Origin of the sequence: Streptomyces sp. DSM 110735, assembly GCF_016482685.1 — a bacterium.
Classification (GTDB): Bacteria; Actinomycetota; Actinomycetes; order Streptomycetales; family Streptomycetaceae; genus Streptomyces.
Genome location: NZ_JACYHF010000018.1, coordinates 26495 through 53119, shown reverse-complemented (window position 1 = coordinate 53119; position 26625 = coordinate 26495). Strand labels below are relative to the sequence as shown.

21 protein-coding genes and 2 tRNA genes are annotated in these 26625 nt (G+C 70.2%); 14 read left to right on the top strand and 9 right to left on the bottom strand.

The annotated features are described in order from the left end of the window. The first annotated feature begins 74 nt into the window (after positions 1-74). A complete protein-coding gene (locus IF655_RS24000) occupies positions 75-1847 on the top strand; it encodes a TIGR03767 family metallophosphoesterase (protein WP_199587176.1) in 1773 nt (590 codons plus the stop codon). Between the two features lie 75 nt (positions 1848-1922). Here IF655_RS24000 and IF655_RS23995 read toward each other — a convergent pair whose 3' ends face one another. Further along, positions 1923-2960 (bottom strand): hypothetical protein, encoded by a 1038-nt coding sequence (locus IF655_RS23995; protein WP_199587175.1) that lies wholly within the window; start codon positions 2958-2960, stop codon positions 1923-1925. A gap of 208 nt (positions 2961-3168) precedes the next feature. Continuing rightward, complete coding sequence (gene pepN, locus IF655_RS23990; RefSeq protein ID WP_199587174.1) at positions 3169-5754, bottom strand: aminopeptidase N; 2586 nt, start codon at positions 5752-5754, stop codon at positions 3169-3171. 140 nt (positions 5755-5894) lie between these two features. Between pepN and IF655_RS23985 the strand changes: the two genes are divergently transcribed. Then, positions 5895-6557 (top strand): DsbA family protein, encoded by a 663-nt coding sequence (locus tag IF655_RS23985; protein ID WP_199587173.1) that lies wholly within the window; start codon positions 5895-5897, stop codon positions 6555-6557. Positions 6558-6695: 138 nt separating this feature from the next. Here IF655_RS23985 and IF655_RS23980 read toward each other — a convergent pair whose 3' ends face one another. Both IF655_RS23980 and IF655_RS23975 read right to left on the bottom strand, forming a co-directional pair. Beyond that, the gene (locus tag IF655_RS23980; RefSeq protein ID WP_199587172.1) at positions 6696-7343 is read right to left on the bottom strand and encodes a superoxide dismutase; all 648 of its coding nucleotides are present in this window, start codon (positions 7341-7343) and stop codon (positions 6696-6698) included. A gap of 132 nt (positions 7344-7475) precedes the next feature. After that, positions 7476-8873, bottom strand: coding sequence for an amino acid permease (locus IF655_RS23975; RefSeq protein ID WP_199587171.1), 1398 nt, complete (start codon positions 8871-8873; stop codon positions 7476-7478). Positions 8874-9194: 321 nt separating this feature from the next. Between IF655_RS23975 and IF655_RS23970 the strand changes: the two genes are divergently transcribed. After that, on the top strand, positions 9195-9776 hold the full coding sequence (locus IF655_RS23970; RefSeq protein ID WP_199587170.1) for a biotin transporter BioY: 582 nt from the start codon (positions 9195-9197) through the stop codon (positions 9774-9776). 55 nt (positions 9777-9831) lie between these two features. Here IF655_RS23970 and IF655_RS23965 read toward each other — a convergent pair whose 3' ends face one another. Together IF655_RS23965 and IF655_RS23960 are read right to left on the bottom strand one after the other, a co-directional pair. Then, positions 9832-10536: an alpha/beta fold hydrolase gene (locus IF655_RS23965; RefSeq protein WP_199587169.1), complete on the bottom strand. Its 705-nt coding sequence runs from the start codon at positions 10534-10536 to the stop codon at positions 9832-9834. Positions 10537-10630: 94 nt separating this feature from the next. Continuing rightward, positions 10631-12073, bottom strand: coding sequence for an amino acid permease (locus tag IF655_RS23960; RefSeq protein WP_199587168.1), 1443 nt, complete (start codon positions 12071-12073; stop codon positions 10631-10633). Between the two features lie 248 nt (positions 12074-12321). On the opposite strand from IF655_RS23960, the gene IF655_RS23955 reads away from it, so the two are divergent. The 4 genes from IF655_RS23955 to IF655_RS23940 all read left to right on the top strand — a co-directional run bounded on the left by IF655_RS23955 (position 12322) and on the right by IF655_RS23940 (position 15596). Next, entirely contained in the window at positions 12322-12807 is a 486-nt protein-coding gene (locus tag IF655_RS23955; protein WP_199587167.1) for a ribose-5-phosphate isomerase, read from the top strand. Between the two features lie 131 nt (positions 12808-12938). Beyond that, on the top strand, positions 12939-13748 hold the full coding sequence (locus tag IF655_RS23950) for an Fpg/Nei family DNA glycosylase (protein WP_199587166.1): 810 nt from the start codon (positions 12939-12941) through the stop codon (positions 13746-13748). A gap of 198 nt (positions 13749-13946) precedes the next feature. Continuing rightward, on the top strand, positions 13947-15116 hold the full coding sequence (locus IF655_RS23945) for a PP2C family protein-serine/threonine phosphatase (protein ID WP_199587165.1): 1170 nt from the start codon (positions 13947-13949) through the stop codon (positions 15114-15116). Positions 15117-15125: 9 nt separating this feature from the next. Then, a complete protein-coding gene (locus IF655_RS23940) occupies positions 15126-15596 on the top strand; it encodes an HD domain-containing protein (protein ID WP_199587164.1) in 471 nt (156 codons plus the stop codon). Positions 15597-15609: 13 nt separating this feature from the next. Here the strand turns inward: IF655_RS23940 and IF655_RS23935 are convergent, their stop codons facing one another. Beyond that, entirely contained in the window at positions 15610-16746 is a 1137-nt protein-coding gene (locus tag IF655_RS23935) for an acyltransferase family protein (protein WP_242488907.1), read from the bottom strand. 580 nt (positions 16747-17326) lie between these two features. Between IF655_RS23935 and IF655_RS23930 the strand changes: the two genes are divergently transcribed. Further along, the gene (locus tag IF655_RS23930; protein ID WP_018545110.1) at positions 17327-17521 is read left to right on the top strand and encodes a hypothetical protein; all 195 of its coding nucleotides are present in this window, start codon (positions 17327-17329) and stop codon (positions 17519-17521) included. Positions 17522-17584: 63 nt separating this feature from the next. Here the strand turns inward: IF655_RS23930 and IF655_RS23925 are convergent. Further along, positions 17585-17658 (bottom strand) — tRNA-Gly (locus tag IF655_RS23925). 158 nt (positions 17659-17816) lie between these two features. Between IF655_RS23925 and IF655_RS23920 the strand changes: the two genes are divergently transcribed. The 5 genes from IF655_RS23920 to clpX all read left to right on the top strand — a co-directional run bounded on the left by IF655_RS23920 (position 17817) and on the right by clpX (position 22627). After that, positions 17817-17893, top strand: a tRNA-Pro gene (locus tag IF655_RS23920). 174 nt (positions 17894-18067) lie between these two features. Beyond that, positions 18068-19432: a trigger factor gene (gene tig, locus IF655_RS23915; protein ID WP_199587162.1), complete on the top strand. Its 1365-nt coding sequence runs from the start codon at positions 18068-18070 to the stop codon at positions 19430-19432. 397 nt (positions 19433-19829) lie between these two features. Then, positions 19830-20435 (top strand): ATP-dependent Clp protease proteolytic subunit, encoded by a 606-nt coding sequence (locus IF655_RS23910; RefSeq protein WP_031182283.1) that lies wholly within the window; start codon positions 19830-19832, stop codon positions 20433-20435. A gap of 70 nt (positions 20436-20505) precedes the next feature. Further along, positions 20506-21171 carry an ATP-dependent Clp protease proteolytic subunit gene (locus IF655_RS23905; RefSeq protein ID WP_199587161.1) on the top strand — a complete coding sequence of 222 codons (666 nt, stop codon included), beginning with the start codon at positions 20506-20508 and terminating at the stop codon, positions 21169-21171. Between the two features lie 169 nt (positions 21172-21340). Beyond that, a complete protein-coding gene (gene clpX, locus IF655_RS23900; RefSeq protein ID WP_199587160.1) occupies positions 21341-22627 on the top strand; it encodes an ATP-dependent Clp protease ATP-binding subunit ClpX in 1287 nt (428 codons plus the stop codon). 73 nt (positions 22628-22700) lie between these two features. On the opposite strand, the gene IF655_RS23895 is transcribed toward clpX, so the two are convergent. Then, positions 22701-23726, bottom strand: coding sequence for a hypothetical protein (locus IF655_RS23895; protein ID WP_199587159.1), 1026 nt, complete (start codon positions 23724-23726; stop codon positions 22701-22703). Between the two features lie 137 nt (positions 23727-23863). On the opposite strand from IF655_RS23895, the gene IF655_RS23890 reads away from it, so the two are divergent. After that, positions 23864-26488, top strand: a complete 2625-nt coding sequence (locus IF655_RS23890; RefSeq protein ID WP_199587158.1) for a valine--tRNA ligase — start codon at positions 23864-23866, stop codon at positions 26486-26488. Positions 26489-26625: the final 137 nt, after the last annotated feature.

Sequence of the window (26625 nt, the reverse complement as noted above, 5' to 3'; positions counted from 1 at the left end):
GCATCCGGAACGAGCGCACCGTTCGCCCCGGCGGCGGTCCGCGACGACCGCCGACGCATTCGGGGAGACCGCGCATGTCGCGCACACGCTCTGCCGCCCGCCCCGCACAGGGCCTCCACCGCCGTTCCCTCCTCGCCGCCGCCGGAGCCGTCACGCTCTCCGCCGGCCTCGGCTACGCCCTGCGCCCCACCGAGAGCGAAGCCGCCACCGCCCTCCCCGCCCCCACGTCCACCCCCACCGCGACGACGACGCCCACGCCCTCGCCCACGCCCGTCGCCCCGTACACCCAGGGCACCACCCTCGACTCCGTCGCCACCCCGCGAGGCAGCGGCAGCGGCTCCGGCTACCGCCGTCTCGGCGACGGACCCGGCTGGTCCCGGGTGGTGCGCACCGAGCTGGCCGCCGCCACGTCCGGGCGCGCGGACCGCCGTACGGCACTCGCCGCGTTCGTGCAGTTCACCGATCTGCACCTGACCGACGTGCAGCACCCGCTGCGCCTGGAGTTCCTGCGCGCGTCCGACCCGCACGCCTGGCGCCCGCAGGAGGCGCTGACCGTGCCCGGTGCCGTCTCCCTGGTCGAGCGGGTCAACGCGCTGCGCGCGGGTCCCGTCACCGGCACTCCGTTCGGCTTCGTCATGACCACCGGCGACAACACCGACAACAACTCGCACACCGAACTCGACTGGTTCATGAAGGTGATGAGCGGCGGTCGCATCACCCCGAACTCCGGCGACCCCCGGCACTACGAGGGCGTGCAGAACTCCGGGATCGGGCTCTACTGGCAGCCCGGCTCCACCGTCCGCGACGGCGACAAGGCGCTCGGCTTCCCGCACCTGCCCGGCTTCCTGGCCGCCGCGATTCGCGAGGTCCGCAGCCCCGGACTCGCGATGCCCTGGTACTCCACCGTCGGCAACCACGACTTCCTGCCCACCGGCTGCTACGGCTCCCACGCCGACTCCTACCTGGTGGACGCGGCCGTCGGCGGGCGCAAGCTGATGATCGCCACCCGCGCCGAGGCAAAGAAGTTCCAGTCCGCCTTCAAGGGCGCCCAGGACCCCAAGGGCACCGGCTACCGCGACTTCCTCAAGGCACACACCCACGCCATGCGCACGGTCACCCCCGACGAGCGGCGCGCCCCCTACACCCCGGCCGAGTACGTCACAGCCCACCTCGACCCCGCCCACCAGGGCCACGGTCCGGCGGGACACGGCTACACCGCCGCCAACCTCGACGCGGGCACCCAGTACTACGCGTTCCGCATCGCCGAGGGCGTGCTCGGCATCAGCCTCGACACCACCGACCCCGGCGGCTTCTACGAGGGCTCCATCGGCACCGCCCAGCTCACCTGGCTCAAGCGCACGCTCACCGAGCACACGGACGACCACGTGATCGTCTTCAGCCACCACACCAGCACCAGCATGACCAACACCCGCCCCGACCCCGCCCACCCCGGCGAACGCCGCCACGACGGCGCCGAACTGGTCTCGGTGCTCGGCGCCCACCCCCACGTCCTCGCCTGGGTCAACGGGCACGTCCACAAGAACGTCGTCACCCCGCACCCTGCCCCGCACGGCGGCTCCTTCTGGGAGATCTCCACCGCCTCCCACATCGACCACCCCCACCTCGCCCGGATCATCGAGCTGACGGACAACGGCGACGGCACGCTCTCGCTGTTCACCACCCTCGTGGAAGCAGCGGCGCCGCACCGCACCGACTTCGCCGACCTCTCCCGGACCGGACTCGCCGCCCTCTACCGCGAGCTGTCCTTCAACGCCCCCGGCGCCCACACGACCCTCGCCGGGAAGAGCACCGACCGCAACACCGAACTGCTGCTGAAGAAGCCCTGACCGGGTACGGGGAGGGTCCGCCGGACCCCCGGCGAACCCTCCCGCCCGCGGTGCCCCGCCCTGCCCCGCCCGTCACTAGCGGGGGAGCACCACGACGTACGCGGCCGGATCGCGGTCGCCCGCCGCCATCAGGGCGGTACGGACCACCGCCGCCTGCTGCTCCGCCGACTCCCGCAGTCCCCGCGGGGTGAGGTGCACGACCGTGATCCCGAGCCGCTCCAGGTGCTCCCGCTTGCGCGCGTACTCCGCCCACCGCTCGTCCTCGTCCTGGTGCGGCGCCCGGGTGTCCAGCTCCATCGCCACCGCCTGCTCGGGCCAGTACGCGTCCACCCCGCCCAGATGGGGACCGCCGGGCAGCCGCAGATCCACGTTCCACACCGGGTCCGGCAGCCCGTGCTCGCCCACCAGCCGGTACAGCCGGTCCTCCGCCGCCGCCCGCCCCTCCGCCACCAGCGACTCCACCGCGTCCACCACATGCGACCGCGACAGCAGCCGTGCCTGGTTCAACTCCCGCACCAGCGCCGCCGGTTCGCAGTGCCCCTCGCGCACCGCCTCGGTCAGCAGCCGCCGTACCGTGTCCGCGTCCGTCAGCCGGGCCACCGCGTCGGCCAGCGCGCGCCGCACCGGCGCCACCGGCAGCCCGGAGACCGCGTGCGCGGCGGGCAGTTCCGCCGTGCGCCGCACCCGGACGTACCCCGTCGAGCGCAGCCGCCGCAGCCTCGGGACCAGGACGTCCACCCGGTCCAGGGAAGCGAGCGGCGGCGCGGTGGCGAAGCCGTACAGCGCCAGCGCGGCCAGACCCGTGATCATCGCCTCCGCGTAGGGCGAGCGGTGCGGGCCGTCCGCCGTCGGCTGGGCGGGGACGCCCGGGGTCGACTCGCGCGAGGCGTAGAGCAGGGCGCCGTGCAGCCGCTCCTCGCTGGTCGGGTTCCCGGCGTGGAGCAGCACGACGTTCGGCAGCAGCAGCCGCCAGGGTCCCCCGTCCCGGCAGCGGTCGTTCAGCTCCGCTGTCGTCACGCCGTGCGAACGCAGTTGGGCGGCGGAGAGCACACGGCGGTGGACCTCGGAGAGGTGGCGGAGGGGGCGGGGGGAGAGCGGGGTGTTGTGCGTCATGTCCAACGGAATGCCCGACCCCCGTCCCGCCTGTAACCCGTGTTACACGCTCGTCGAGGAATGCGGACAACACGGTACTAAAGGACGGGTGTTCGGATGCCGAGTAGGCAGCGAAAACCCCTGGTCCGTTCGGGGGAGGACCAGGGGTTACGGGTGCGCGTGCCCGGATTCGGTAACGGTCACCGAACGGGCAAGTTCAGGCCAAAGATCAGTGTCCCTCGGCCTTCGCGTCGCACGCCTGGGCACGCAGCGCGCGGGCCAGGTCGTCCCGCGCCTCCAGCACCAGGCGGCGCAGCGCCGGAGCCGCGTCCGCGTGCTCGGCGAGCCACGCGTCCGTCGCGTCCAGCGTCTCCTGACGGTCCTGGTACGCCGGGAAGAGACCGCTCACGATGTCCATGCCGATCTGGATGGACCGCTCCCGCCAGATCCGGTCGATCACCGCGAAGTACTTCTGCGCGTACGGCGCGGTGAGCTGCCGCTGCGAGGGCTGCGAGAAGCCCGCGATCGTCGCCCCGACCAGCGCGTTCGACAGCCGGTCGGACTCCACGACCTGCGCCCACGCCTGCGCCTTGACCGCCGCCGAGGGGCGGGCGGCCAGGCAGCGGACCTGGTGCCGCTTGCCGGAGGCGGTGTCGTCCCGGGACAGCTCGGCGACCAGCAGCTCCTCGTCGGCCACCCCGTGCGCCGCCAGCGGCTCCAGGAACGCCCAGCGCAGCTCCTGGTCCACGTCCAGACCCTCGACGGTCTCGGTGCCGTCGAGCAGCGCCTTCAGCAGCGCCAGATCGGCGGGCGCGGCGGCGACCGAGGCGAAGAACCGGGCCCAGGCGAGCTGGTGTTCACCGCCCGGCTCCGCCGCCCGCAGCTCCTCAAGCGCGCCCCGCGCCAGCAGGTCGGCGCCGGTCTCCCGCCACTCGGGCGCCGCGTACCGCTCCAGGGCGGTGCCCGCCCACGCGTGCAGCATCTGGAGCACGCCGATGTCGGACTCCCGACCCGCGAACCGCAGCACCAGCTCCAGGAAGTCCCGCGCGGGCAGCAGCGCGTCCCGGGTCATGTTCCACAGCGCGGACCAGGCGAGCGCGCGGGCGAGGGGGTCGGACAGGGTGCCCAGGTGCTCGCGCAGGGTGGCGAGGGAGGTCTCGTCGAAGCGGACCTTGCAGTAGGTCAGGTCGTCGTCGTTGACCAGCACCAGCTCCGGAGCCTCGGCGCCCGCCAGTTCGGCGACGACGGTGCGCGGACCCTCGACATCCGTCTCCACGCTCGCGTAACGCTCAAGGGCGCCCTCGGCGTTGCGCCGGTACAGCCCCACCCGCACCCGGTGCGGGCGCAGTTCCGGATGCGACTCCGGCGCCTCCTGCACCACCGCCAGCTCCGCCACCCGCCCCTCGTCATCCAACAGCACCTGCGGGGTCAGGGAGTTGACCCCGGCGGTCTGCAGCCACGACGCCGCCCACGCCGTCATGTCCCGCCCGCTGGTCTCCGCCAGCACCGAAAGCAGGTCGCCCAGGCGGGTGTTGCCGTACGCGTTGCGCTTGAAGTAGCGGCGCGCGCCCTCCAGGAAGGCGTCCTGCCCGACGTACGCCACCAACTGCTTGAGCACCGAGGCGCCCTTGGCGTAGGTGATGCCGTCGAAGTTGAGCTTGGCGTCCTGGAGGTCGCGGATGTCGGCGGTGATGGGGTGCGTGGAGGGGAGCTGGTCCGCGCGGTACGCCCACGCCTTGCGGCGGTTGGCGAAGGTCGTCCAGGCGTCCTTGAACCGGGTCGCGCCCACGTTCGCGAACGTGCCCATGAAGTCCGCGAAGGACTCCTTCAGCCACAGGTCGTCCCACCACACCATGGTGACCAGGTCGCCGAACCACATGTGCGCCATCTCGTGCAGGATGACGTTCGCCCGCGCCTCGTACGACGTCTGCGTCACCTTGCCGCGGAAGATGTACTCCTCGCGGAAGGTCACCAGACCCGGGTTCTCCATCGCCCCGAGGTTGTACTCCGGCACGAACGCCTGGTCGTACTTCCCGAAGGGGTAGGGGTAGTCGAAGTTCTCGTGGAAGAAGTCCAGACCCTGCTTGGTGATGAGGAAGACGTCGTCGGCGTCGAAGTAGGGCGCGAGACCCTTGCGGCACATCGCGCCGAGCGGGATCTCCAGCTTGGTCCCGTCCTCAAGCACGCGCTCGTAGGAGTCGGTCACGTAGTGGTACGGGCCCGCCACCACACAGGTGATGTACGTCGAGATCGGCTTGGTCTCCGCGAACTTCCAGACGCCGTCCACGAGTTCACCGGCGCCGTTGCTCCACACCCGCCAGCCCTCGGGGGCGCGCACCTCGAAGCGGTAGGGCGCCTTCAGGTCTGGCTGCTCGAAGTTCGCGAACACCCGCCGGGCGTCGGCCGGTTCGTACTGCGTGTAGAGGTAGACCTCGCCGTCCTCGGGGTCCACGAAGCGGTGCATGCCCTCGCCGGTGCGGGAGTAGGCGCACTGCGCGTCCACGGTCAGCTCGTTCTCGGCGGCGAGGTCGCTCAGCAGCACCCGGGAGCCGTCGAAGACCTCGGCAGGGTCCAGGTCACGGCCGTTGAGCGTCACGGCGTTCACCGACGGCGCGATCAGGTCCGCGAAGGTCGACGCGCCCGGCTCGGCGCAGTCGAAGCGGATCGTCGTCACCGAGCGGAACGTGCGCGGCCCGCCGGTGTCCTCGGCGCCGCCCACGGCGGAACGCAGGTCGAGCGACACGTCGTACCCGTCGACGGACAGCAGGGCGGCCCGCTCGCGGGCCTCGTCGCGGGACAGATTCTCACCGGGCACGGGCGGCACTCCCTTGTGGTCGCGGAAAAACAGGCACCGAACGGCACGATCCTGCCATGCGCCCCCGAGGCGCGGCATCGGGGAATGGCGCGGGCGGAGGCGATGTTGCCGCCGGTAAAGACCGTTTCGCTAGGAGAGACATGTCCGAGACCGCGACCACGTCGGGCAAGACCCCGGTGGACTTCTGGTTCGACCCGCTGTGCCCCTGGGCCTGGATGACCTCCCGCTGGGTGCTGGAGGTGGAGAAGGTCCGCGACATCGAGGTCCGCTGGCACATCATGAGCCTCGCCGTCCTCAACGAGGACCGCATCGACGAGCTGCCCGAGGAGTACCGGGAGATGCTCGCCACCAAGGCGTGGCAGCCGGTCCGGGTGGTCACCGCCGCCTGGCAGAAGCACGGCGCCGACGTGCTCGGCCCGCTGTACACCGCGCTCGGCACCCGCATCCACAACGAGGGCGAGGGTCCGAGCCGCGAGGCGGTCGTGGCCGCGCTCGACGAGGTCGGGCTGCCCGCCGACCTGATCGACTACTTCGACCAGACCGACTTCGAGTTCGACGCCGAGCTGCGCGCCTCCCACAAGGAGGGCATCGAGAAGGTCGGCCAGGAGGTCGGCACCCCGGTCATCGCGGTCCCCGGTCCCGACGGCGAGCAGATCGCCTTCTTCGGTCCGGTCGTCACCCCCGCCCCCCAGGGCGAGGAGGCGGCGCGCCTGTGGGACGGCACCCTCGCGGTCGCCTCGGTCCCCGGCTTCTACGAGCTGAAGCGCACCCGGACGCAGGGTCCGGACTTCAGCAACCTGTAAGCACGCCTGTAGGTACGGCAGGGCCCCCGCGGGCATGACTTCGCGGGGGCCCTGCCTTTTCTCCGCCCGCCGCCGTGAAGGGTGAGAAGACGATCACGAGGCGGGACGTTCAGCGGACCTCAGGGGTCCTCGCGTCGCTCAGGGAGCCAGCAGCAGCACGTCCGCCCGCTCCTTGGCCGCCGCGTACCGCCGCGCCACGTCCTGCCAGTTCACGACCTGCCACATCGCCTCGATGAAGTCGACCTTCTGGTTCTTGTACTGGAGGTAGAAGGCGTGCTCCCAGGCGTCGAAGACCAGGATCGGGGTCGAGCCCTGGCCGACGTTGCCCTGGTGGTCGTAGACCTGCTCCACGATCAGCCGCCCGCTCAGCGGCTCGTACGCGAGGACGCCCCAGCCGGAGCCCTGGGTGGTGGCCGACGCCTTGGTCAACTGGGTCTTGAAAGCCGCGAAGGAGCCGAACGACTCCGTGATCGCGTCCGCCAGCTCGCCCACGCCGTCCTGGGCCAGCGGCTCGCCGCCGCCCTCCTTCGGACCGGTCATGTTCTGCCAGTAGACGCTGTGCAGGATGTGCCCGGAGAGGTGGAAGGCGAGGTTCTTCTCCAGACCGTTGACCGCGCCCCAGGCGTCCTTGTCCCGCGCCTCGGCGAGCTGCTCCAGGGTGTCGTTGGCGCCCTTCACATACGCCGCGTGGTGCTTGTCGTGGTGCAGCTCGATGATCTCGGGGCTGATCACGGGGGCGAGCGCGGCGTAGTCGTAGGGCAGTTCCGGCAGCGAGTAGACGGGCATGGACAGGTCCCCTCCGAGGCTTATTGCAAAAGGCTTGCAACTACACGCTAGCAACAAGAAGCATCCGGTGGGCAACGCAGGGCACGACAAAGGCCCCCACGTGTCGCGCGTGGGGGCCTTCGTGGAGGGTGGTCAGCGCCTGGCGCGCGCCCGCTGCCAGGCGTAGCCGCCCGCCGCCAGGGCCAGCGTCAGACCGCCCGTGGACCAGAGCTGGGTCCGGGTGTCGGGCTGCCGGGCCATCAGCACCAGGATCACGACCATGCCGAGCAGTGCGACCCAGGTCAGCCACGGGAACGCCCACATCAGCACGGCGGGGCGCTCGGCACCGGCGCGCTCGGCGCGGCGGCGCAGGATCAACTGGGAGACGCCGACGAAGATCCAGACGACCAGGATCACCGCGCCGATCATGTTCAGCAGCCACATGAACACGTCGTCCGGGCGCCAGTAGCTGAGCAGCACGCACGCGAAGCCGAACACCGAGGAGACCAGGACCGCGATCCGGGGCACCCCGCCGGTCACCTTCGCCAGCGCCTTCGGTCCGAGACCCCGGCCGACCAGCGAGTGCAGCATGCGCGAGGAGCCGTAGATGTTGGCGTTCATCGCGGAGAGCAGCGCGGCGAGGACCACCACGTCCATGACGCGGCCCGCGCCGGGGATGCCGAGGCTGTCGAGCGCGGCGACGTACGGTCCGCGCGCCACGACCTCCGGGGAGTTCCAGGGCACGAGGGTGACGACGACGGCCATCGAGCCGATGTAGAACAGCGCGATCCGCCACATCGTCGTACGCACGGCGCTGGCCACGCCCCGCACCGGGTCCTCCGACTCGGCGGCGGCGATGGTCACCGTCTCCAGACCGCCGTACGCGAACACCGACGCGAGCAGACCGAGGACCAGACCGTGGGCGCCGTTGGGCAGGAAGTGGGAGAGGTGGGAGGTGCCGGGGGAGTGGGTGCCGGGCAGGACGCCCGCGATGGCGAGGACGCCGAGCACCAGGAACAGCACGATCGCGCCGACCTTCAGCGCGGCGAACCAGAACTCGAACTCGCCGAAGTTCTTCACCGCCGCCAGGTTCGCGCCGCAGAACACCACCATGAACAGCGCGACCCACGCCCACTGCGGGGTGCCGGGCAGCCAGCCGCTGACGATCCTCCCGGCGCCGATGCCCTCCAGACCGACGACCGTGCACTGCATGATCCAGAACGACCAGCCGACCGTGAACCCCGCCCACGGTCCGATCGCCCGCTCGGCGTGCGCGGAGAAGGAGCCCGAGGACGGGTACGCCGCCGACAGCTCGCCCAGCATCCGCATCACCAGCAGCACGAGGAGACCGGAGAGGGTGTACGCGACGACGATGGAGGGTCCCGCGGCGGCGATCCCCGCGCCGGAACCGACGAAGAGACCCGCGCCGATCACGCCGCCCAGGGCGATCATGGACAGGTGGCGCTGCTTGAGACCGGAGGCGAGGGGGGCGCCCTGTTCCCGCCGCTGCGGCGATTGCTGCGGCGGCTGCCGCGTGGTGGTGCTGGGCATGGGGCGGGGCTCGTCCAGTCCGGTAGTCCGACAAGTGGATAAAAAACTCCACCAGTCTGGGCGGTTTCCGGGCGGGGTCGTGGGAAGTGCCCACGATACGGACAAATCGCTTACGGAATGTGTGCGTCCACTTACCGGGGTGCCCCGGGCCACCCCGCCGGGGTGACGGGCATCACCCCGATCCCGGTGTAACCGGCATCCTTTGTCCGGAGCCCACCAAGCGCCTGTTCACGCCTTTGTCGAGCGCGGACGGTGATCGGGGGTTGGCCACCGGTATAGCGTCGATGAGTTGTCACCTGCCCACACACCCGCGGAGTCCCCATGAGCACCGCCAGCGTCATCGCTCGCCCCGGCGCAGTCCTCGCCGACCTCATCCCAGCGTCCCGCGTGCGCGACGCCGCCCTCGTGCTCGGCGGCGCCGTCCTCACCGGTCTCGCGGCCCAGATCGCCGTCCCGGTGCCGGGCTCCCCGGTCCCGGTGACCGGCCAGACCTTCGCCGCGCTGCTCGTCGGCACCGCGCTCGGCGCCCGCCGCGGCGTCCTCTCCCTCGCGCTGTACGCGGTCGCGGGCGTCGTCGGCGTGCCGTGGTTCGCGGGCGGTGGCTCGGGCGCCGGTGCGGTCTCCTTCGGCTACGTCCTCGGCATGATCCTCGCCTCCGCCGCCGTCGGCGCCCTCGCCCGCCGCGGCGCGGACCGCTCCCCGCTGCGCATGGCGGGCACGATGCTCCTCGGCGAGGCGATCATCTACGCGATCGGCGTCCCGTACCTGGCGCTGGCCGCCCACATGTCCCTGACCCAGGCCATCGCCGCGGGTCTCACCCCCTTCCTGATCGGCGACGCCCTGAAGGCCGCCCTGGCCATGGGTCTCCTGCCGACGGCCTGGAAGCTCACGTCCAAGCGCTGAACCCCCTCGCAAGGGCCCGCCACGTTCCCGGCGGGCCCTTTGCCATGTCCCCCGCTCACCGGGCGGGAGCGCTCCGTGTGACCCCCAGGAACGCGGCCACCGCCCCGGTGAACGCCTTCGGCGCCGCATGATGGACCAGATGTCCGACAGGGATGGTGACCAGCCGCGCGCCGGGAATCAGCCGGGCCAGCTCGGCGACGGCGTCCTGCGGCACATGGCTCTGCGGGCCCCCGGCCACGACCAGGGTCGCGGCGGTGATGCCGCGGGGGGCCGCAGCCCAGCCGGCGGGCGGTGTGTCGATCTGCGCCCGCACGGCCCGCACCATCGCCCAGTCGAAGCGCAGCTCGCCGTCCGGGCGCTCGGGCGTGACGGCGGGCCGGGGGCGCGGTACGCCGATGTCCTCCAGGACCAGCCGGGCCACCCGGCCGGGATGCGCCGCCGCGAAGAGGCAGGCCACCAGGCCGCCGAGCGAGTGCCCGACGAGATCGGCCCGTTCCAGCCCCAGCGCGTCCAGGAAGCCCAGGACGTCGGCCCGCATGAGCTCCACGGAGTACTCACCGGGCCAGTCGCTGTCCCCGTGCCCCCGCAGGTCGAGCGCGTACACCCGCCGCCCGCCCGCCAGCTCCGCCGCCACCGCGTCCCAGTCGTCCGCCACCTCCCCGAGGGCGGGCAGCAGGACCACGGGCGGAGCGTCCGGCGGTCCCGACACCCGGTAGGCGAGCCGGACCGTACCCACGTCGACGAAGCACTGCGACACCATGCGGGGAAGGCTAGGCGGCGCCCGAAGACCCGAAAAGCCCGGCACCACGAGGGAATCCCTCGTGGTGCCGGGCTTTCTCGGACCGGGCCGGAGATCAGGCCGTCGTGACCTTCTCCGCGTCCTCCTGGCCGGAGGCCGCCGTCTCGGCCGCCAGGGCCGGGCGGTCGGCGGTCAGCTTCTGCTTGAGCAGGGCGACGATGATCACGACCGCCGCCACGCCCAGGGACAGCAGAACCGTCACGCGGCCACTGCTCTCGCCCTTCGTGTCGGTGAGCATGTAGCCGAGGACGAAGACGATCAGCGCGGCCGTCGCCCAGGTGAGGTACGGGTACAGCCACATCTTCACGACGAGCTTCTCCGGCGCCTCACGCTGGATGATCTTCCGCATCCGGAGCTGCGAGAAGCAGATCACCAGCCACACGAAGAGCGCGACCGCACCGCTGGAGTTGACCAGGAAGAGGAAGACCGTCTTCGGGTAGGCGTAGTTGAAGAACACCGCGAGGAAGCCGAACGCGACGGACGCGAGGATCGCCGCCATCGGCACACCGCGGGAGTTGGTGCGGGCGAACGCCTTCGGCGCGTCACCACGCTCACCGAGCGAGAACGCCATGCGGGACGCGGTGTACAGACCCGAGTTGAGGCAGGACAGCACCGAGGTCAGCACGATGAACTGCATGATCTGGTCGGCGTGCGGGATGCCCAGCGAGCCGAGCGCGGCGACGTACGAGCCGTCCTTCGCGATCGACGGGTCGTTCCACGGCAGCAGCGAGACCACGACGAGGATCGAGCCCAGGTAGAAGACGCCGATGCGCCAGATGATGCTGTTGGTCGACTTGGTGACCGCACGCTGCGGGTTCTCCGACTCGCCGGCCGCCAGCGTGGCGATCTCGCTGCCCATGAAGGAGAACACGACCAGCAGCACACCGGTGAGGATCGCGCCCGGACCGTGCGGCAGGAAGCCACCGTGCGCGGTCAGGTTCGACAGCCCGGCCTTGTCGCTGTGCACGCCCGGCAGCACGCCGAACACCGCCAGCGCGCCGATCACGATGAACGCGCCGATCGCGACGACCTTGATCCCGGCGAACCAGAACTCGAACTCGCCGTAGGAACCGACGGAGACCAGGTTCGTGGCCGTCAGCACGGCCATCACGATCAGGGCCCAGCCCCATTGCGGCACGGCCGGTATCCACCCGTGCAGGATGCCCGCGCCGGCGGTCGCCTCGACGGCGAGCACGACGACCCAGAAGAACCAGTAGAGCCAGCCGATCGAGAAGCCCGCCCAGCGGCCCAGCGCGCGGTCGGCGTGGGCCGAGAAGGAGCCGGAGGTCGGGTTGGCCGCCGACATCTCGCCCAGCATCCGCATCACGAGGACGACGAGCGTGCCGACGAGGGCGTAGGACAGCAGGATGCCGGGTCCCGCGGTGGCGATACCGGAACTGGAGCCGACGAACAGTCCGGCACCGATCACGCCACCGATCGCGATCATCGACAGATGGCGGTTCTTGAGTCCTGCTTGAAGTCCGGAACCAGGGGTCATGGACGGATTTCCTTTGCGCCTGTGGTGCATTTCCCGTTCGACCCGTGGGGGGTCGTGTGAAACGACGGAGTACGGGGCCTCGCACGAGCGGTGTACGAGGCGGTTCAGTGAATCCGAGGGAAACGAATTCGGGAACCTCTGAATCCGGATTGTTACTTGAGGTTTTCTTGAGCTTCTATGGTGTGGCTCACATATCTCCTGTCGAACCCGGAGCTGCTGCCCGGAATCGGGCGTGTCACACTCGGTACATGCGCGTGTATCTCGGCTCCGACCATGCGGGCTACGAACTCAAGAACCACCTCGTCGACTGGCTGAAGGCGGCGGGGCACGAGCCCGTCGACTGCGGGCCGCACATCTACGACGCCCAGGACGACTACCCGCCCTTCTGCCTCCGGGCCGCGAAGCGCACGGCTGCCGACCCGGGCGCCCTCGGCATCGTGATCGGCGGCTCCGGCAACGGCGAGCAGATCGCCGCCAACAAGGTCAAGGGGGTGCGCGCCGCCCTCGCCTGGAGCGAGGAGACCGCCGCCCTCGGCCGCCAGCACAACAACGCCAACGTCGTCGCGGTGGGCGCGCGGATGCACACCGAGGAGGAGGCGACCAAGTTCGTCGAGGTGTTCCTCAACACCCCCTTCTCCGGTGACGAGCGTCACATGCGCCGCATCGACATGCTGACGAACTACGAGAACACCGGCGAACTGCCGCCCATCCCGGCGCACCACCCCCAGTCGTAAGCACCGGGCCCGTCCCGCCGTACCCACCGCCCGCCGCACCCGTCACCCGGGCGCGGCGGGCGGCCGGGTGACGGGGACCGGGCACCCGGCGGAGCAGCAGCAGGAACACCGGCAGGAAGGACGCCCCGGCCGTGCCAGAAGGGCACACCATCCACCGCCTGGCGCAGGACTGCGCCGAGCGCTTCGAAGGCACCGCCCCCCGGGTCAGCAGCCCCCAGGGCAAGTTCGCCGACGCCGCGGCGCTGCTCGACGGCGCGGAGCTGACCGCCACCGAAGCCCACGGCAAGCACCTCTTCCTCCGCTTCCGCGACACCGACTGGGTCCACATCCACCTCGGACTCTTCGGCAAGGTCACCCTCGGACCCGCCCCCGCGCCCCCGCCCACCGACACCGTCCGGCTGCGCCTGGCGAACGACACCGGGTACCTGGACCTGCGCGGTCCCACCACCTGCGCCCTCATCACCGACGACGAGAAGCGCGCCGTCCACGACCGGCTCGGCCCCGACCCGCTGCGCGCCGACGCCGACCCGGACGCCGCCTGTGCCCGCGTCCGCCGCAGCCGTACGACGATCGCCGCACTCCTCATGGACCAGAAGGTCATCGCGGGCGTCGGGAACGTATACCGAGCCGAGGTCCTCTTCCGGCACGGCATCGACCCCTACCGCGCGGGCAAGGACATCACCCCCGCCGAGTGGGACGCGATCTGGACCGACCTCGTGGACCTCATGCGCGAGGGCGTGCGCGACAACCGCATCGACACCGTGCGCCCCGAACACACCCCCGAGGCCATGAACCGCCCGCCCCGCGTCGACGACCACGGCGGCGAGGTCTACGTCTACCGCCGGGCCACGCTGCCCTGCCACGTCTGCGGCACGGAGATCCGCACCGCCGGGCTCGCCGCCCGCAACCTCTTCTGGTGCCCCACCTGCCAGAAGGGCTGACCAACCCCGGCCCGCGCCGCGCCCGTTGATGACGGAACGGCCAATTTCCGCCGGGTGGCAGCGCGAACGCGCTCCGTACCGTTCACTGTGTAGTTGAAACGCCAATGTGCGGTGGAAACACCAAGTGGAGCCTCGCACGGGGGACAAGTGGGACCTCCCGTGCCAAGCGGCTGGTCCGATGGATAGGGTCGCGAACTGATGGCAGCAGGAGAGCGGCGCGCGAAGGCCGAGACGTTCACGGCCCGGTGCAAGATGCAGTGGCACCGGGTGCGGGTCGCGCTGCGCCGAAGCGCCGTGGACTACTTCCGCGGCGACGGCCCCGACTGGATCGCCCTCGTCGGCCTCCTCGTCACCATTCCCGTCCTCATGGCGATGACACTGGGCAACTCCGTCTGGTGCTCACCCGCCACCCTCGTCCTGCCCATCGTCGCGGGCGGTCTGGTGCTGCGCCCGGCCAGCCTCCTCGGGCTGTACGCGGCCGCCGCCACCGCGCTCATCGTCGAGTCCGTGAGCCTCGGGCCGTACACCGAGGGACCCTCCAGAGTCACCCCCGGCGTCGTCCTCGTCGTCGCCGCGTGCGGCTTCTTCGGGCTGCTCACCGCGCAGTTCCGCAGCCGGGTCGGCGTGCCCTGGCGGCGCGGCGGCACCATGCTCTTCGACCTGCGCGAACGCATCCGCGCCCAGAGCGAGCTGCCCAAACTCCCGCCCGGCTGGCACCAGGAGATGGCCCTGCGCCCGGCAGGCGGCCAGTCCTTCTCCGGCGACTTCGTCGTCGCGGCCCGCACCAACGGCGGCCGCACCCTGGAGGTCGTCCTCACCGACGTCTCCGGCAAGGGCATGGACGCGGGCTCCCGCGCCCTGCTCCTGTCCGGCGCCTTCGGCGGTCTCATCGGCTCCCTGCCCCCGCACGCCTTCCTGACCGCCGCCAACGGCTACCTGCTGCGCCAGGACTGGGACGAGGGCTTCGCCACCTCCATCCACCTCGTCCTCGACCTCGACTCCGGGGACTACGAGCTGTACTCCGCGGGGCATCCGCCGGGTCTCCAGCTCTGCGCGGGCAACGGCCGCTGGGAGGAGAAGGCCGCCGAGGGTCCCCTCCTCGGGGTGTACGACGGCGCCCAGTTCGACTCCGTGAAGGGCTCGCTGCGCCCCGGCGACGTGCTGATGCTCTTCACCGACGGGCTGGTCGAGACCTCCGACCGCGACATCGTCGAGGGCATCGACCGCCTCACCGGAGAGGCCGACCGCTATGTCGCGGGCGGCTTCCACGGTGCCGCCTGGCACCTCATCGAGGCCGTCGCCAAGGACGTCAACGACGACCGCGCCCTGCTGCTCATCTGCCGCGAGGCGTCCGCCACTTCACGCTAGGAGCCGTCCATGGACGACGAACTCCTCACACCCGCCCAGGTCGAGACCCTCGCCCGCGCCGCCCACGCCCGCCAGACGGACAAGGCGGGCCGCCCCTACGCCGAACACCTCGCCGCCGTCGCGGAGGGCGTACGGCAGCGGGGCGGCGACGCCGAACAGCTCGCCGCCGCCTGGCTCCACGACGCCGTCGAGGACGACGCCCTGAGCGAGGAATGGCTGACCGGAGCCGCCCTCACCCCGCGCACGAAGGCGATCGTACGAGCCCTCACCAGACGCCCCGGCGAGCCGCCCGAGGCGTACGCCGGGCGCGTCCTCGCCACCCCGGGCGCCCTGCTGGTCAAACAGGCAGACCTCGCCCACAACGCCGACCCCGCCCGGCTCGCCGTCCTGGACGAGGCGACCCGGAAACGACTGACCGAGAAGTACACGCGGATGCGTGCGCTTCTCGGTCTGGAGCCGGATCCCGGTCCGGGGGAGTGAGCGGAGACAGGTCCTAGGCGTCGGCCGTCTCGCGGGTCTTCTTGGCCGCGGGCTCCGGCACCGCCCGGGCGCGCTCCCGCTCGCTCTTCTGCTGGCGCAGCCGCGCCTGTTCCGCCGGGTCCTGCTTGAACGCCCACTCCATCTTCGGCTCCATCACGCACCGGAACACCCGTTGGACCGGCTTGGTGCACAGCACCGTGATGACGGCCGCCGCGATCACCGTCGCCGCGATCTCCCCGAGCGGACCGTGCAGCCAGCCGTGGTCGTACCAGTCCTGGTAGCGGGCCAGTCGCACCAGGAAGCCGTGCAGCAGATAGCCGTAGAGGGTGCCCGCGCCCAGCGCCGTGAACCACAGCTTGCGGCCCGGCACCCAGGCGAAGAAGCAGGCGGTCAGCACGGTCGAGCAGGCCAGCATCCCCAGCGTCATCAGCGGACCGCACCACCACGGCGCGCCCAGCTCCTGCGCGGAGTCACGGTGGTAGAACCACGCGGCGTTCATCCGCGGCGCCGCCCACCAGGAGACCGCGAGAGCCGCCGCGAACACCGGCAGCGCGGCGATCCGCACCGACCGGCGCCGCACCAGCTTGAAGTGCTCCGGCTTCAGACACAGACCGAGCACAAAGTACGGCAGGAACTGCAGCACGCGCTGGAGGTCGAGGTCGTCGCCTATGGAGGGGCTGACCGCGGCGAGCATCGCGATGCCCGTGGCCACCGGCAGCGGCCAGCGGATCAGCTTCCACAGCGGCGTCGTCAGCCGCCACACGAACAGCGCCGCCAGGAACCACGTCATGTACCAGGGGTCCAGCAGACTGATGTCGCCGCTCTCGCCCGTGAAGTGGTTGCGAAACAGCGAGTACGCCGCCTCGAAGACGACGTACGGCACGACCACGCCGGTGACCAGCCGCTTGAGCCGGTCCGGCCGCATGTCGAAACTCCGGGAGAAATAGCCGGAGATGACGATGAACGCGGGCATGTGGAAGGCGAAGACGAAGCCGTAGAGAGCCTGGACCGTCCGGCTGCCGTCCTGCAGCGGCTCCCACGCGTGGCCCATCGCCACGAGCACGATCGCCAGGTACTTGGCGTTGTCGTAGAAGGAATCGCGTTGTTTGACGGGTCTGTCCGCCTGCGCCTTCCCGAGCTGCTCGCTCATCGGAGTACGGGGACCGGGCACCTTGCCGGCCGGCGGCTGGGCCGGTGGCAGTGGCCTGCGGTTCTGGCCTAGGGACGGGGCGGCGTCAAACATCTCTGGCACCCTAGCGTCGAGTGTGCGAATACGTAAAACCACCGAGGTCATTCCTGGTTATCGCGCTCGGATACCCCGTGAATCGCATAACTTGCCTGCCCGGACGGCGTGATGACAGGCACATTCATGGCGTTCGTTCACCCGTGATGTCCCGATTCATCCGGACTAAAGCGGGCATTCGCCGTCACTGTGACGGCAATTCGAAATACCTGCGCGCCAGATGTGTGGATGCGGAAACGAACCCGGGGAATTAGCCGCGCGCACGCGCGCGGAAGGCGTACGCGGAAGACGTACGGAGAGTGCCGGGGGAGGTACCCGGGGCGCGGCTGAAATCGCGCGTGTCGCGGGCCCGTTGGCGGACGAACTGCCGACGATGTGTCACGAGCCGCATACCGGGGCCCTGTTGGTGGCACGATGGTTCTGGCGGAGGTGCGCACGGCGGTGCCTCCGGTCCCGGAGCGCCGACCGACCGAGGGTGTGATCAGTTGTGGCCATTTCACTGTCTGTGGTGCTGCTGTTGGCGATCATCCTTGTAGTGCTGATCCGGGGAGGGAACATCAAGGCAGGACCGGCCATCGTGGCGATCCTCTTCGGGTTCTTCCTCGCCTCGACCGGCATGGCGCCGTCCATCAGCCGCTTCATGAACTCGATAGCGGAGACGATCAACTCGATCAGCTTCTGACCGCTTCCGAAACGCGTCGGGGCCGGGCGGAGGACGATGCCTCCGACCCGGCCCCGAGCCGTGTGGAGCGGGCGACGGGAATCGAACCCGCGTAGCTAGTTTGGAAGACTAGGGCTCTACCATTGAGCTACGCCCGCGAGAGCGCGCCACCGGTCGGTGACCGGCGCACGGGAGCATCGTAGCGGGTCCCCCGACGCGGAGGCCAACGTGCCGCCCGGCGCGGGTGTCCGCGCGCCCCTCTCTTTACGCGGGCGCCGCAGGTGGCCGGGGCATGTACCCTACGTCTCGCACCAGACGGGGTGTGGCGCAGCTTGGTAGCGCGTCCGCTTTGGGAGCGGAAGGCCGTGGGTTCAAATCCCGCCACCCCGACCACGGCTCACGGCGTTGTGATGATCGCCTTTTGGGGCGCTGACCGGCTGCGGTTACTATGCAAGCTGCGCGCCCGTGTGCCCGGCCTCATGGCTTACGTACTCCTCCGGGCGGCTATCCGCCGGGCCTCGCTGGCTCCGGCAGAACCCAAGAAGTCAGCCACAAGGAGACCGAACCGTGAAGAGCGCCGTGGAGACCCTGAACCCGACCCGGGTTCGGCTCACTGTCGAGGTGCCCTTCGAGGAGCTCAAGGACAGCCTCGACGCGGCGTACAAGAAGATCAACCAGCAGGTCACGGTGAAGGGCTTCCGCAAGGGCAAGATCCCGGCCCGGGTCATCGACCAGCGGTTCGGTCGTGGCGCCGTGCTGGAGGAGGCCGTCAACGACGCGCTCCCGAAGTTCTACACCGAGGCGGTCAACGAGGCCGAGCTGAGCCCGCTGGGCCAGCCCGAGGTCGACATCACCGAGCTGAAGGACGGCGAGACGCTGAACTTCACCGCCGAGGTCGACATCCGCCCCGCCCTCGAGATCCCGGACTACTCCGGCATCGAGGTCGAGGTCGACGCCGTCGAGGTCACCGACGAGGACGTGGAGAAGTCCGTCGAGCAGCTCCGTGAGCGCTTCGCCTCCACCTCCCCGGTCGAGCGCGCCGCCGGGGACGGCGACGTGGTCACCATCGACCTGACCGCCAAGGTCGACGGCGAGGTCCTCGAGGACGGCGTCGCCGAGGGCGTGTCCTACACCATCGGCTCGGGCGAGCTGCTCGACGGCATCGACGAGGCCGTCAAGGGCCTGTCCGCCGGCGAGGAGGCCACCTTCACCTCCGAGCTGAAGGGCGGCTCCGCCGCCGGTCGCGACGCCGAGGTCACCGTCAAGGTCACCCAGGTCGCCGCCCGTGAACTGCCCGAGCTGGACGACGAGTTCGCGCAGCTCGCCTCCGAGTTCGACACCCTGGACGAGCTGAAGGCCGACAGCCGCAAGCGCCTGGCCAACATGAAGCAGTACGACCAGGCCACCCAGGCCCAGGAGCGCGTGCTGGAGAAGCTCCTTGAGCTGGTCGAGGTCCCGGTCCCCGAGAAGCTGCTCGAGGACGAGGTCAACACCCGCAAGCACAACCTGGAGCACCACCAGCTCGGCCAGATGGGTCTGACCCTCGACAAGTACCTGGAGATCCAGGGCAAGACCGCCGAGGAGTTCGACACCGAGACCCGCGAGGCCGCGGTCAAGGGCATCAAGACCCAGTTCGTCCTCGACGAGCTGGTGAAGAAGGAGAACCTGGGCGTCAACCAGGAGGAGCTCACCGAGCACCTCATGCGCCGCGCCGCCTCCTCCGGCATGTCCCCCGACCAGTTCGCCCAGGCCGTCGTCGAGGGCGGCCAGGTTCCGCTGCTCGTCGGCGAGGTCGCCCGCGGCAAGGCCCTGGCCGTCGTGGTCGAGTCCGCCACGGTGAAGGACACCAACGGCGAGGTCGTCGACCTGGACGACGAGGACGAGGAGACCGAGACGGTCACCGAGACCGCCGAGGAGAAGACCGAGGGCTGATCCCCCCCCGGCACCTCAGCCAGACCAGGGCCCCCGCGGAGCGCGTCTCCGGGGGGCCCTGTGGCATACCTGAGAGCAGCGGACCTGTCTTTTCTTTGTCTTTGTCTTTCGGGGGCGCGGGGAACTGCGCGAGAAGCGACCACGCGCCGCACCCGGACACGACCGTCACCACACACCCGGCGGAGCCACAACGCACCGGCACGGGACAACGCACTGCACCCCCCATGGCAATACGCCGGAGGCGAACACCCGCTTCTCCGGGATTCCCCCGGGGGACCAGAGCGTTAGGGTCCATGAATACGGGGCGCGGGGGAGCACCCCCACCAAACCCCGGCAGGACTACGTGAGACGGCCCGGCGCCGTCGTAAGACGAGCAGGTGGATACGTGACGAATCTGATGCCTACCGCCGCCGGCGAGCCCTCCATCGGCGGTGGCCTCGGCGACCAGGTCTACAACCGGCTGCTGGGCGAGCGGATCATCTTCCTCGGCCAGCAGGTCGACGACGACATCGCCAACAAGATCACCGCTCAGTTGCTCCTCCTCGCGGCCGACCCCGAGAAGGACATCTACCTCTACATCAACAGCCCCGGCGGCTCGGTGACGGCCGGCATGGCGATCTACGACACCATGCAGTACATCCCGAACGACGTGGTCACGATCGCGATGGGCATGGCGGCCTCCATGGGCCAGTTCCTGCTCACCGGCGGCGCCGCGGGCAAGCGCTTCGCGCTGCCGCACGCGGACATCATGATGCACCAGGGCTCCGCGGGCCTCGGCGGTACGGTCTCGGACATCAAGATCCAGGCCGAGTACCTGCTGCGCACCAAGAAGCGCATGTCCGAGCTGACCGCCCAGCACTCCGGGCAGACGGTCGAGGCGATCATCCGCGACGGCGACCGCGACCGCTGGTTCACCCCGGAGGAGGCCAAGGAGTACGGTCTCATCGACGAGATCATCACGCACGCCTCGGGTGTTCCGGGTGGCGGCGGCACCGGTGCCTGACCGGCCCGTCCGCGCCACGCACCGCCACCACTGAAAGCCCCCAGAACGCCACCAGGACGGTGAACACCCCATGAGCAACTTCCCCGGCGCCGCCAGCGGTATGTACGAGGGCCCCCGCCCCGACAGCCGTTACATCATTCCCCGTTTCGTCGAGCGCACCTCCCAGGGCGTCCGCGAGTACGACCCGTACGCGAAGCTCTTCGAAGAGCGCGTGATCTTCCTCGGCGTGCAGATCGACGACGCCTCCGCCAACGACGTCATGGCGCAGCTCCTGTGCCTGGAGTCGATGGACCCGGACCGCGACATCTCGATCTACATCAACAGCCCCGGCGGTGACATGACGGCCCTCACGGCCATCTACGACACCATGCAGTTCGTGAAGCCCGACATCCAGACGGTGTGCATGGGCCAGGCGGCCTCCGCCGCGGCGATCCTGCTGGCCGCCGGCACCCCGGGCAAGCGCATGGCGCTGCCGAACTCCCGCGTGCTGATCCACCAGCCGGCCGGTTCCACGGGCCGTGGGCAGCTCTCCGACCTGGAGATCATCGCCAAGGAGTTCACCCGGATGCGTGAGCAGCTCGAGGACATGCTGGCCAAGCACTCCAACCAGCCGCTCGAGAAGATCCGCGAGGACATCGAGCGCGACAAGATCCTCACCGCCGAGGAGGCACTGCAGTACGGCCTCGTCGACCAGATCATCTCCACCCGCAAGATGAACAACGAGGCGGTTCGCTGACCGCGACCGTGCACTTCTGGGCCGCTTTGGCAGGGTCCACGTCAAAGTGAACCCTGCCAAGGGGGCCCCGAACACGGCCCCGGGCAAGGTACCGTCGGACATAAGGCAGCACCAGGAGTCGCGGGGCCGGTAGCGTCCCGGCGTCTCCCAGGCGAAGGGGAAGCACACCGTGGCACGCATCGGTGACGGCGGCGATCTGCTCAAGTGCTCGTTCTGCGGCAAGAGCCAGAAGCAGGTCAAGAAGCTCATCGCAGGGCCCGGTGTGTACATCTGCGACGAGTGCATCGATCTCTGCAACGAGATCATCGAGGAAGAGCTCGCGGAGACCAGCGAGGTGCGCTGGGAGGAGCTGCCCAAGCCCCGCGAGATCTACGAGTTCCTCGAGGGCTACGTGGTCGGCCAGGAGGCCGCCAAGAAGGCGCTCTCGGTCGCGGTGTACAACCACTACAAGCGGGTCCAGGCCGGTGAGAACGGCGGCGCGCAGGGCCGCGAGGACGCCATCGAGCTGGCGAAGTCGAACATCCTGCTGCTCGGCCCCACGGGCTCGGGCAAGACCCTCCTCGCGCAGACCCTGGCGCGCATGCTGAACGTCCCCTTCGCGATCGCGGACGCCACCGCGCTCACCGAGGCGGGCTACGTCGGCGAGGACGTCGAGAACATCCTCCTGAAGCTCATCCAGGCGGCCGACTACGACGTCAAGAAGGCCGAGACCGGGATCATCTACATCGACGAGATCGACAAGGTGGCCCGCAAGAGCGAGAACCCGTCGATCACCCGCGACGTGAGCGGCGAGGGCGTCCAGCAGGCGCTGCTGAAGATCCTGGAGGGCACCACCGCCTCGGTCCCGCCGCAGGGCGGGCGCAAGCACCCGCACCAGGAGTTCATCCAGATCGACACGACGAACGTGCTGTTCATCGTGGGCGGTGCCTTCGCGGGTCTGGAGAAGATCATCGAGGCGCGGGCGGGTGCCAAGGGCATCGGCTTCGGCGCCACGATCCGCTCCAAGCGCGAGCTGGCGGCCAAGGACATCTTCGAGGACATCATGCCCGAGGACCTGGTGAAGTTCGGGATGATCCCCGAGTTCATCGGCCGTCTCCCGGTCATCACCTCGGTGCACAACCTCGACCGCGAGGCGCTGCTCAAGATCCTCGTCGAGCCGCGCAACGCCCTGGTCAAGCAGTACCAGCGGCTGTTCGAACTCGACGGTGTGGAGCTGGACTTCGAGCGCGAGGCGCTGGAGGCCATCGCGGACCAGGCGATCCTCCGCCAGACCGGCGCGCGGGGCTTGCGCGCCATCATGGAGGAGGTGCTGATGTCGGTGATGTACGAGGTGCCGTCCCGCAAGGACGTCGCCCGCGTCGTCATCACGGCCGACGTCGTGCACTCCAACGTCAACCCGACCCTCATCCCCCGGGACTCCCGGGGGCGGGGCACGGGCGAGCAGAAGACCGCCTAGCCCGCGGCACACGACACGCGAAGGGCCCCCGTCCGGCGAGGACGGGGGCCCTTCGCGTGTTTCGCGTGAGCCGTCAGGCCGCGACGCGGATCTCCTTGCGCAGCCGCGCCACCAGGTCGGCGTCCGCGCTCAGGTCGCTGGGGCGCCCCGCCGCGAGCGTGGCGATGTCCATCGGCATCACGAAGCCGATGGTGCTGTGGTCGCCCCACACACAGACCGAGACGGTCATCTGGTCGGGCATCCCCTTCGCGGTGCTGTTCGTGGCCACCTTGGCGTGCTGGCACTTGAGCACGGCGTCCCCGAGCGCGGAGGGCGTGAACGTCTGCGGCTCGCCCTCCAGCTTGTACTTGTTGTCCGGGTCCTTGTTCCCCTGGTCCTTCAGGTAGGCGAACATCGCGTCCACGGTCCTGCCCGGGTCCGCGATCGTGCCGTAGACCCCGCCGAACTCCATGAGCTTCTTGCTCAGCGGGTTCGCCTCGTTCCCCGCCGCGTATTCGGCGGTCACGTCCTTCGGGTCCTGCACGCCCCAGGTCTCGGCGTCCTTGAGGTCGTCCTGGGTCATGGCGCCCGCGTCGCTCTTGCCCTTGCGGTACTCGGTGAGCACCCGCGAGGGCGTCACCAGCTTGTGCGGGCCGTCGTCCGCGACCGAGCCGTTCTTGTCGTCCCCGCCGGAGAACGCGAAGAACGCGCCCACCACCACGGCGACCGCCACCACGGCCGCCCCGACGATCAGCCCCGTCCGCTTCTTGCCGCCTGCGGGCACCGGCGCCTGCGGAGTGCCGTAGGACGGCGGGCCGTAGGGCGGCTGCTGCTGGCCGTACGGGTTCGGGGGCTGCTGCCCGTAGGGGTTCTGCTGCGGGGGCACGCCACCAGGCTGCGGGTAGGCGTAACCGGGCTGCGGAGTCCCGGGCGGGGGCGGCGGGGGCGGTACCGGAGCCCCGCCCTGCGGGGGATAGCCGTAGCCGGGCCGGGGCGCGGGCGGCGGCTGCTGTCCGTAGGGGCCCGGCTGGGCGTACGGGCCGGGCTGCCCGGCCGGCGGGCCGTACGGACCCGGCTGCTGGGGCGGTCCGCCGTACGGTCCCGGCTGGTTGCTGCTCATTCCTCGGTTCCCCTCCACACGCTCCTGTGTCCCCGCCATCCTGGCCCAGCCGCCGGGAGCGCACGGCACCGGGGGCCGCACCGTTACAGAACAAACGCGTTTCGGGAGCACCCCGCGGCACCTCTAAACTGACCCCCGTGACCGAGAACGCTCAGCAGCAGCCACCCGCGCCCGACACCGAACTGCCGACCCAGTACGCGCCGGCCGATGTAGAGGGGCCGCTGTACGAGCGCTGGGTAGAGCGGGGCTACTTCGAGGCGGACGCGAAGAGCGACAAGCCGCCCTTCACCGTCGTCATCCCCCCGCCCAACGTCACCGGCAGCCTGCACCTGGGCCACGCCTTCGAGCACACGATCATCGACGCCCTGACCCGCCGCAAGCGGATGCAGGGGTACGAGACGCTGTGGCAGCCCGGCATGGACCACGCGGGCATCGCCACGCAGAACGTCGTCGAGCGCGAGCTGGGCAAGGAGGGCAAGTCCCGCCACGACCTCGGCCGTGAGGCGTTCGTCGAGCGCGTCTGGCAGTGGAAGGGCGAGTCCGGCGGCCAGATCTCCGGCCAGATGCGCCGCCTCGGCGACGGCGTCGCCTGGTCCCGCGAGCGCTTCACCATGGACGAGGGTCTCTCCCAGGCCGTCCAGACCATCTTCAAGCGGCTCTACGACGACGAGCTGATCTACCGCGCCGAGCGCATCATCAACTGGTGCCCGCGCTGCCTGACCGCGATCTCCGACATCGAGGTCGAGTACCAGGACGACGACGGCGAGCTCGTCTCCATGAAGTACGGCGAGGGCGACGAGACGATCGTCGTCGCCACCACCCGCGCCGAGACGATGCTCGGTGACACCGCCGTCGCCGTCCACCCCTCCGACGAGCGCTACCAGCACCTCATCGGCAGGCTGATCAAGCTCCCGCTGACCGACCGCTCCATCCCGGTCGTCGCCGACGAGCACGTCGACCCCGAGTTCGGCACCGGCGCCGTCAAGGTGACCCCGGCGCACGACCCGAACGACTTCGAGATCGGCCAGCGGCACGACCTGCCGTCCATCACCGTCATGGACGAGCACGCCGTCATCACCACCCCCGGTCCCTTCCAGGGTCTGGACCGCCTGGAGGCGCGCTCCGCCATCGTCGCCGCGCTGCGCGCCGAGGGCCGGATCGTCGCCGAGAAGCGGCCCTACGTCCACTCGGTGGGCCACTGCTCGCGCTGCAAGACCACCATCGAGCCGCGCCTGTCGATGCAGTGGTGGGTCAAGGTCGGTCCGCTCGCCCAGGCCGCCGGTGACGCGGTCCGCGACGGCAAGGTCAAGATCCACCCGCAGGAGATGGAGAAGCGGTACTTCGACTGGGTCGACAACCTCCACGACTGGTGCATCTCGCGCCAGCTCTGGTGGGGTCACCGCATCCCGGTCTGGTACGGCCCGAACGGCGAGATCGTCTGCGTCGGTCCCGACGAGGAGCCGCCGACGGGCGAGGGCTGGCACCAGGACAGCGACGTCCTCGACACCTGGTTCTCCTCGGGTCTGTGGCCCTTCTCCACCCTGGGCTGGCCCGAGCAGACCGAGTCGCTCGCGAAGTTCTACCCGAACTCCGTCCTGGTCACCGGCTACGACATCCTCTTCTTCTGGGTCGCCCGGATGATGATGTTCGGTCTCTACGCGATGGACGGCACCCCGCCGTTCCACACCATCGCCCTGCACGGCATGGTCCGCGACCAGTTCGGCAAGAAGATGTCGAAGTCCTTCGGCAACGCGGTCAACCCGCTGGACTGGATGGACAAGTACGGCTCCGACGCGCTGCGCTTCACCCTCGCGCGCGGCGCCAACCCCGGCGTCGACGTGCCGATCGGCGAGGAGTGGGTCCAGGGCTCGCGGAACTTCGCCAACAAGATCTGGAACGCGACGCGCTTCGCGCTGATGAACGGCGCGACGGTCGAGGGTCCGCTGCCGGACGCCTCCGCGATGTCCGCCACCGACCGCTGGATCCTCTCCCGCCTCAACTCGGTCGTGGCCGAGGTCGACGCGTTCTACGAGGACTACCAGTTCGCCAAGCTCTCGGACGCGCTGTTCCACTTCGCGTGGGACGAGGTCTTCGACTGGTACGTCGAGCTGTCCAAGACGACCTTCCAGGCGGGCGGCGAGGCGGCCGAGGTCTCCCAGCGGGTCCTCGGTGAGGTCCTCGACGTCACGCTCAAGCTGCTGCACCCGGTGGTCCCGTTCGTCACGGAGACGCTGTGGACGACGCTGACGGGCGGGGAGTCGCTGGTCGTCGCCGAGTGGCCGACGGACTCCGGCTTCCGTGACGCCTCGGCCGAGCGGGAGATCGAGTCGCTCCAGTCGGTCATCACCGAGGTCCGCCGCTTCCGCGCCGACCAGGGTCTGCAGCCCGGTCAGCGCGTCCCGGCGCGTCTCACCCTGACCGGCACCGCCCTCGCCCCGCACGAGGCGGCGATCCGTCAGCTCCTGCGTCTCCAGCCGGAGGGGGAGTCCTTCACGGCGACGGCGACCCTGCCGGTGGCGGGCGCGGAGGTCGCGCTGGACCTCTCCGGCACGATCGACGTCGCCGCCGAGCGGAAGCGGCTGGCGAAGGACCTCGCGGCGGCGGAGAAGGAAAAGTCCGCCGCCACCGCCAAGCTCGGCAACGAGGCGTTCCTCGCCAAGGCGCCGGACGCGGTCGTCGACAAGATCCGCGGCCGTCTCGCCAAGGCGGAGGAAGACATGACCCGCCTCCAGTCCCAGTTGGACCGCCTGCCGCAGGCGTAAGCAAGGCGGAGTTTGGAAGGCCCCCGGTGCTGTGGTCGGCGCCGGGGGCCTTCGCTTGCCCGCGCGTGCGGGTCGCCGCTGCGCCCACCCTCCCCCAAGCTCTCGGCTTCGCTCGAGCAGGGGGGACCCCCATCGCC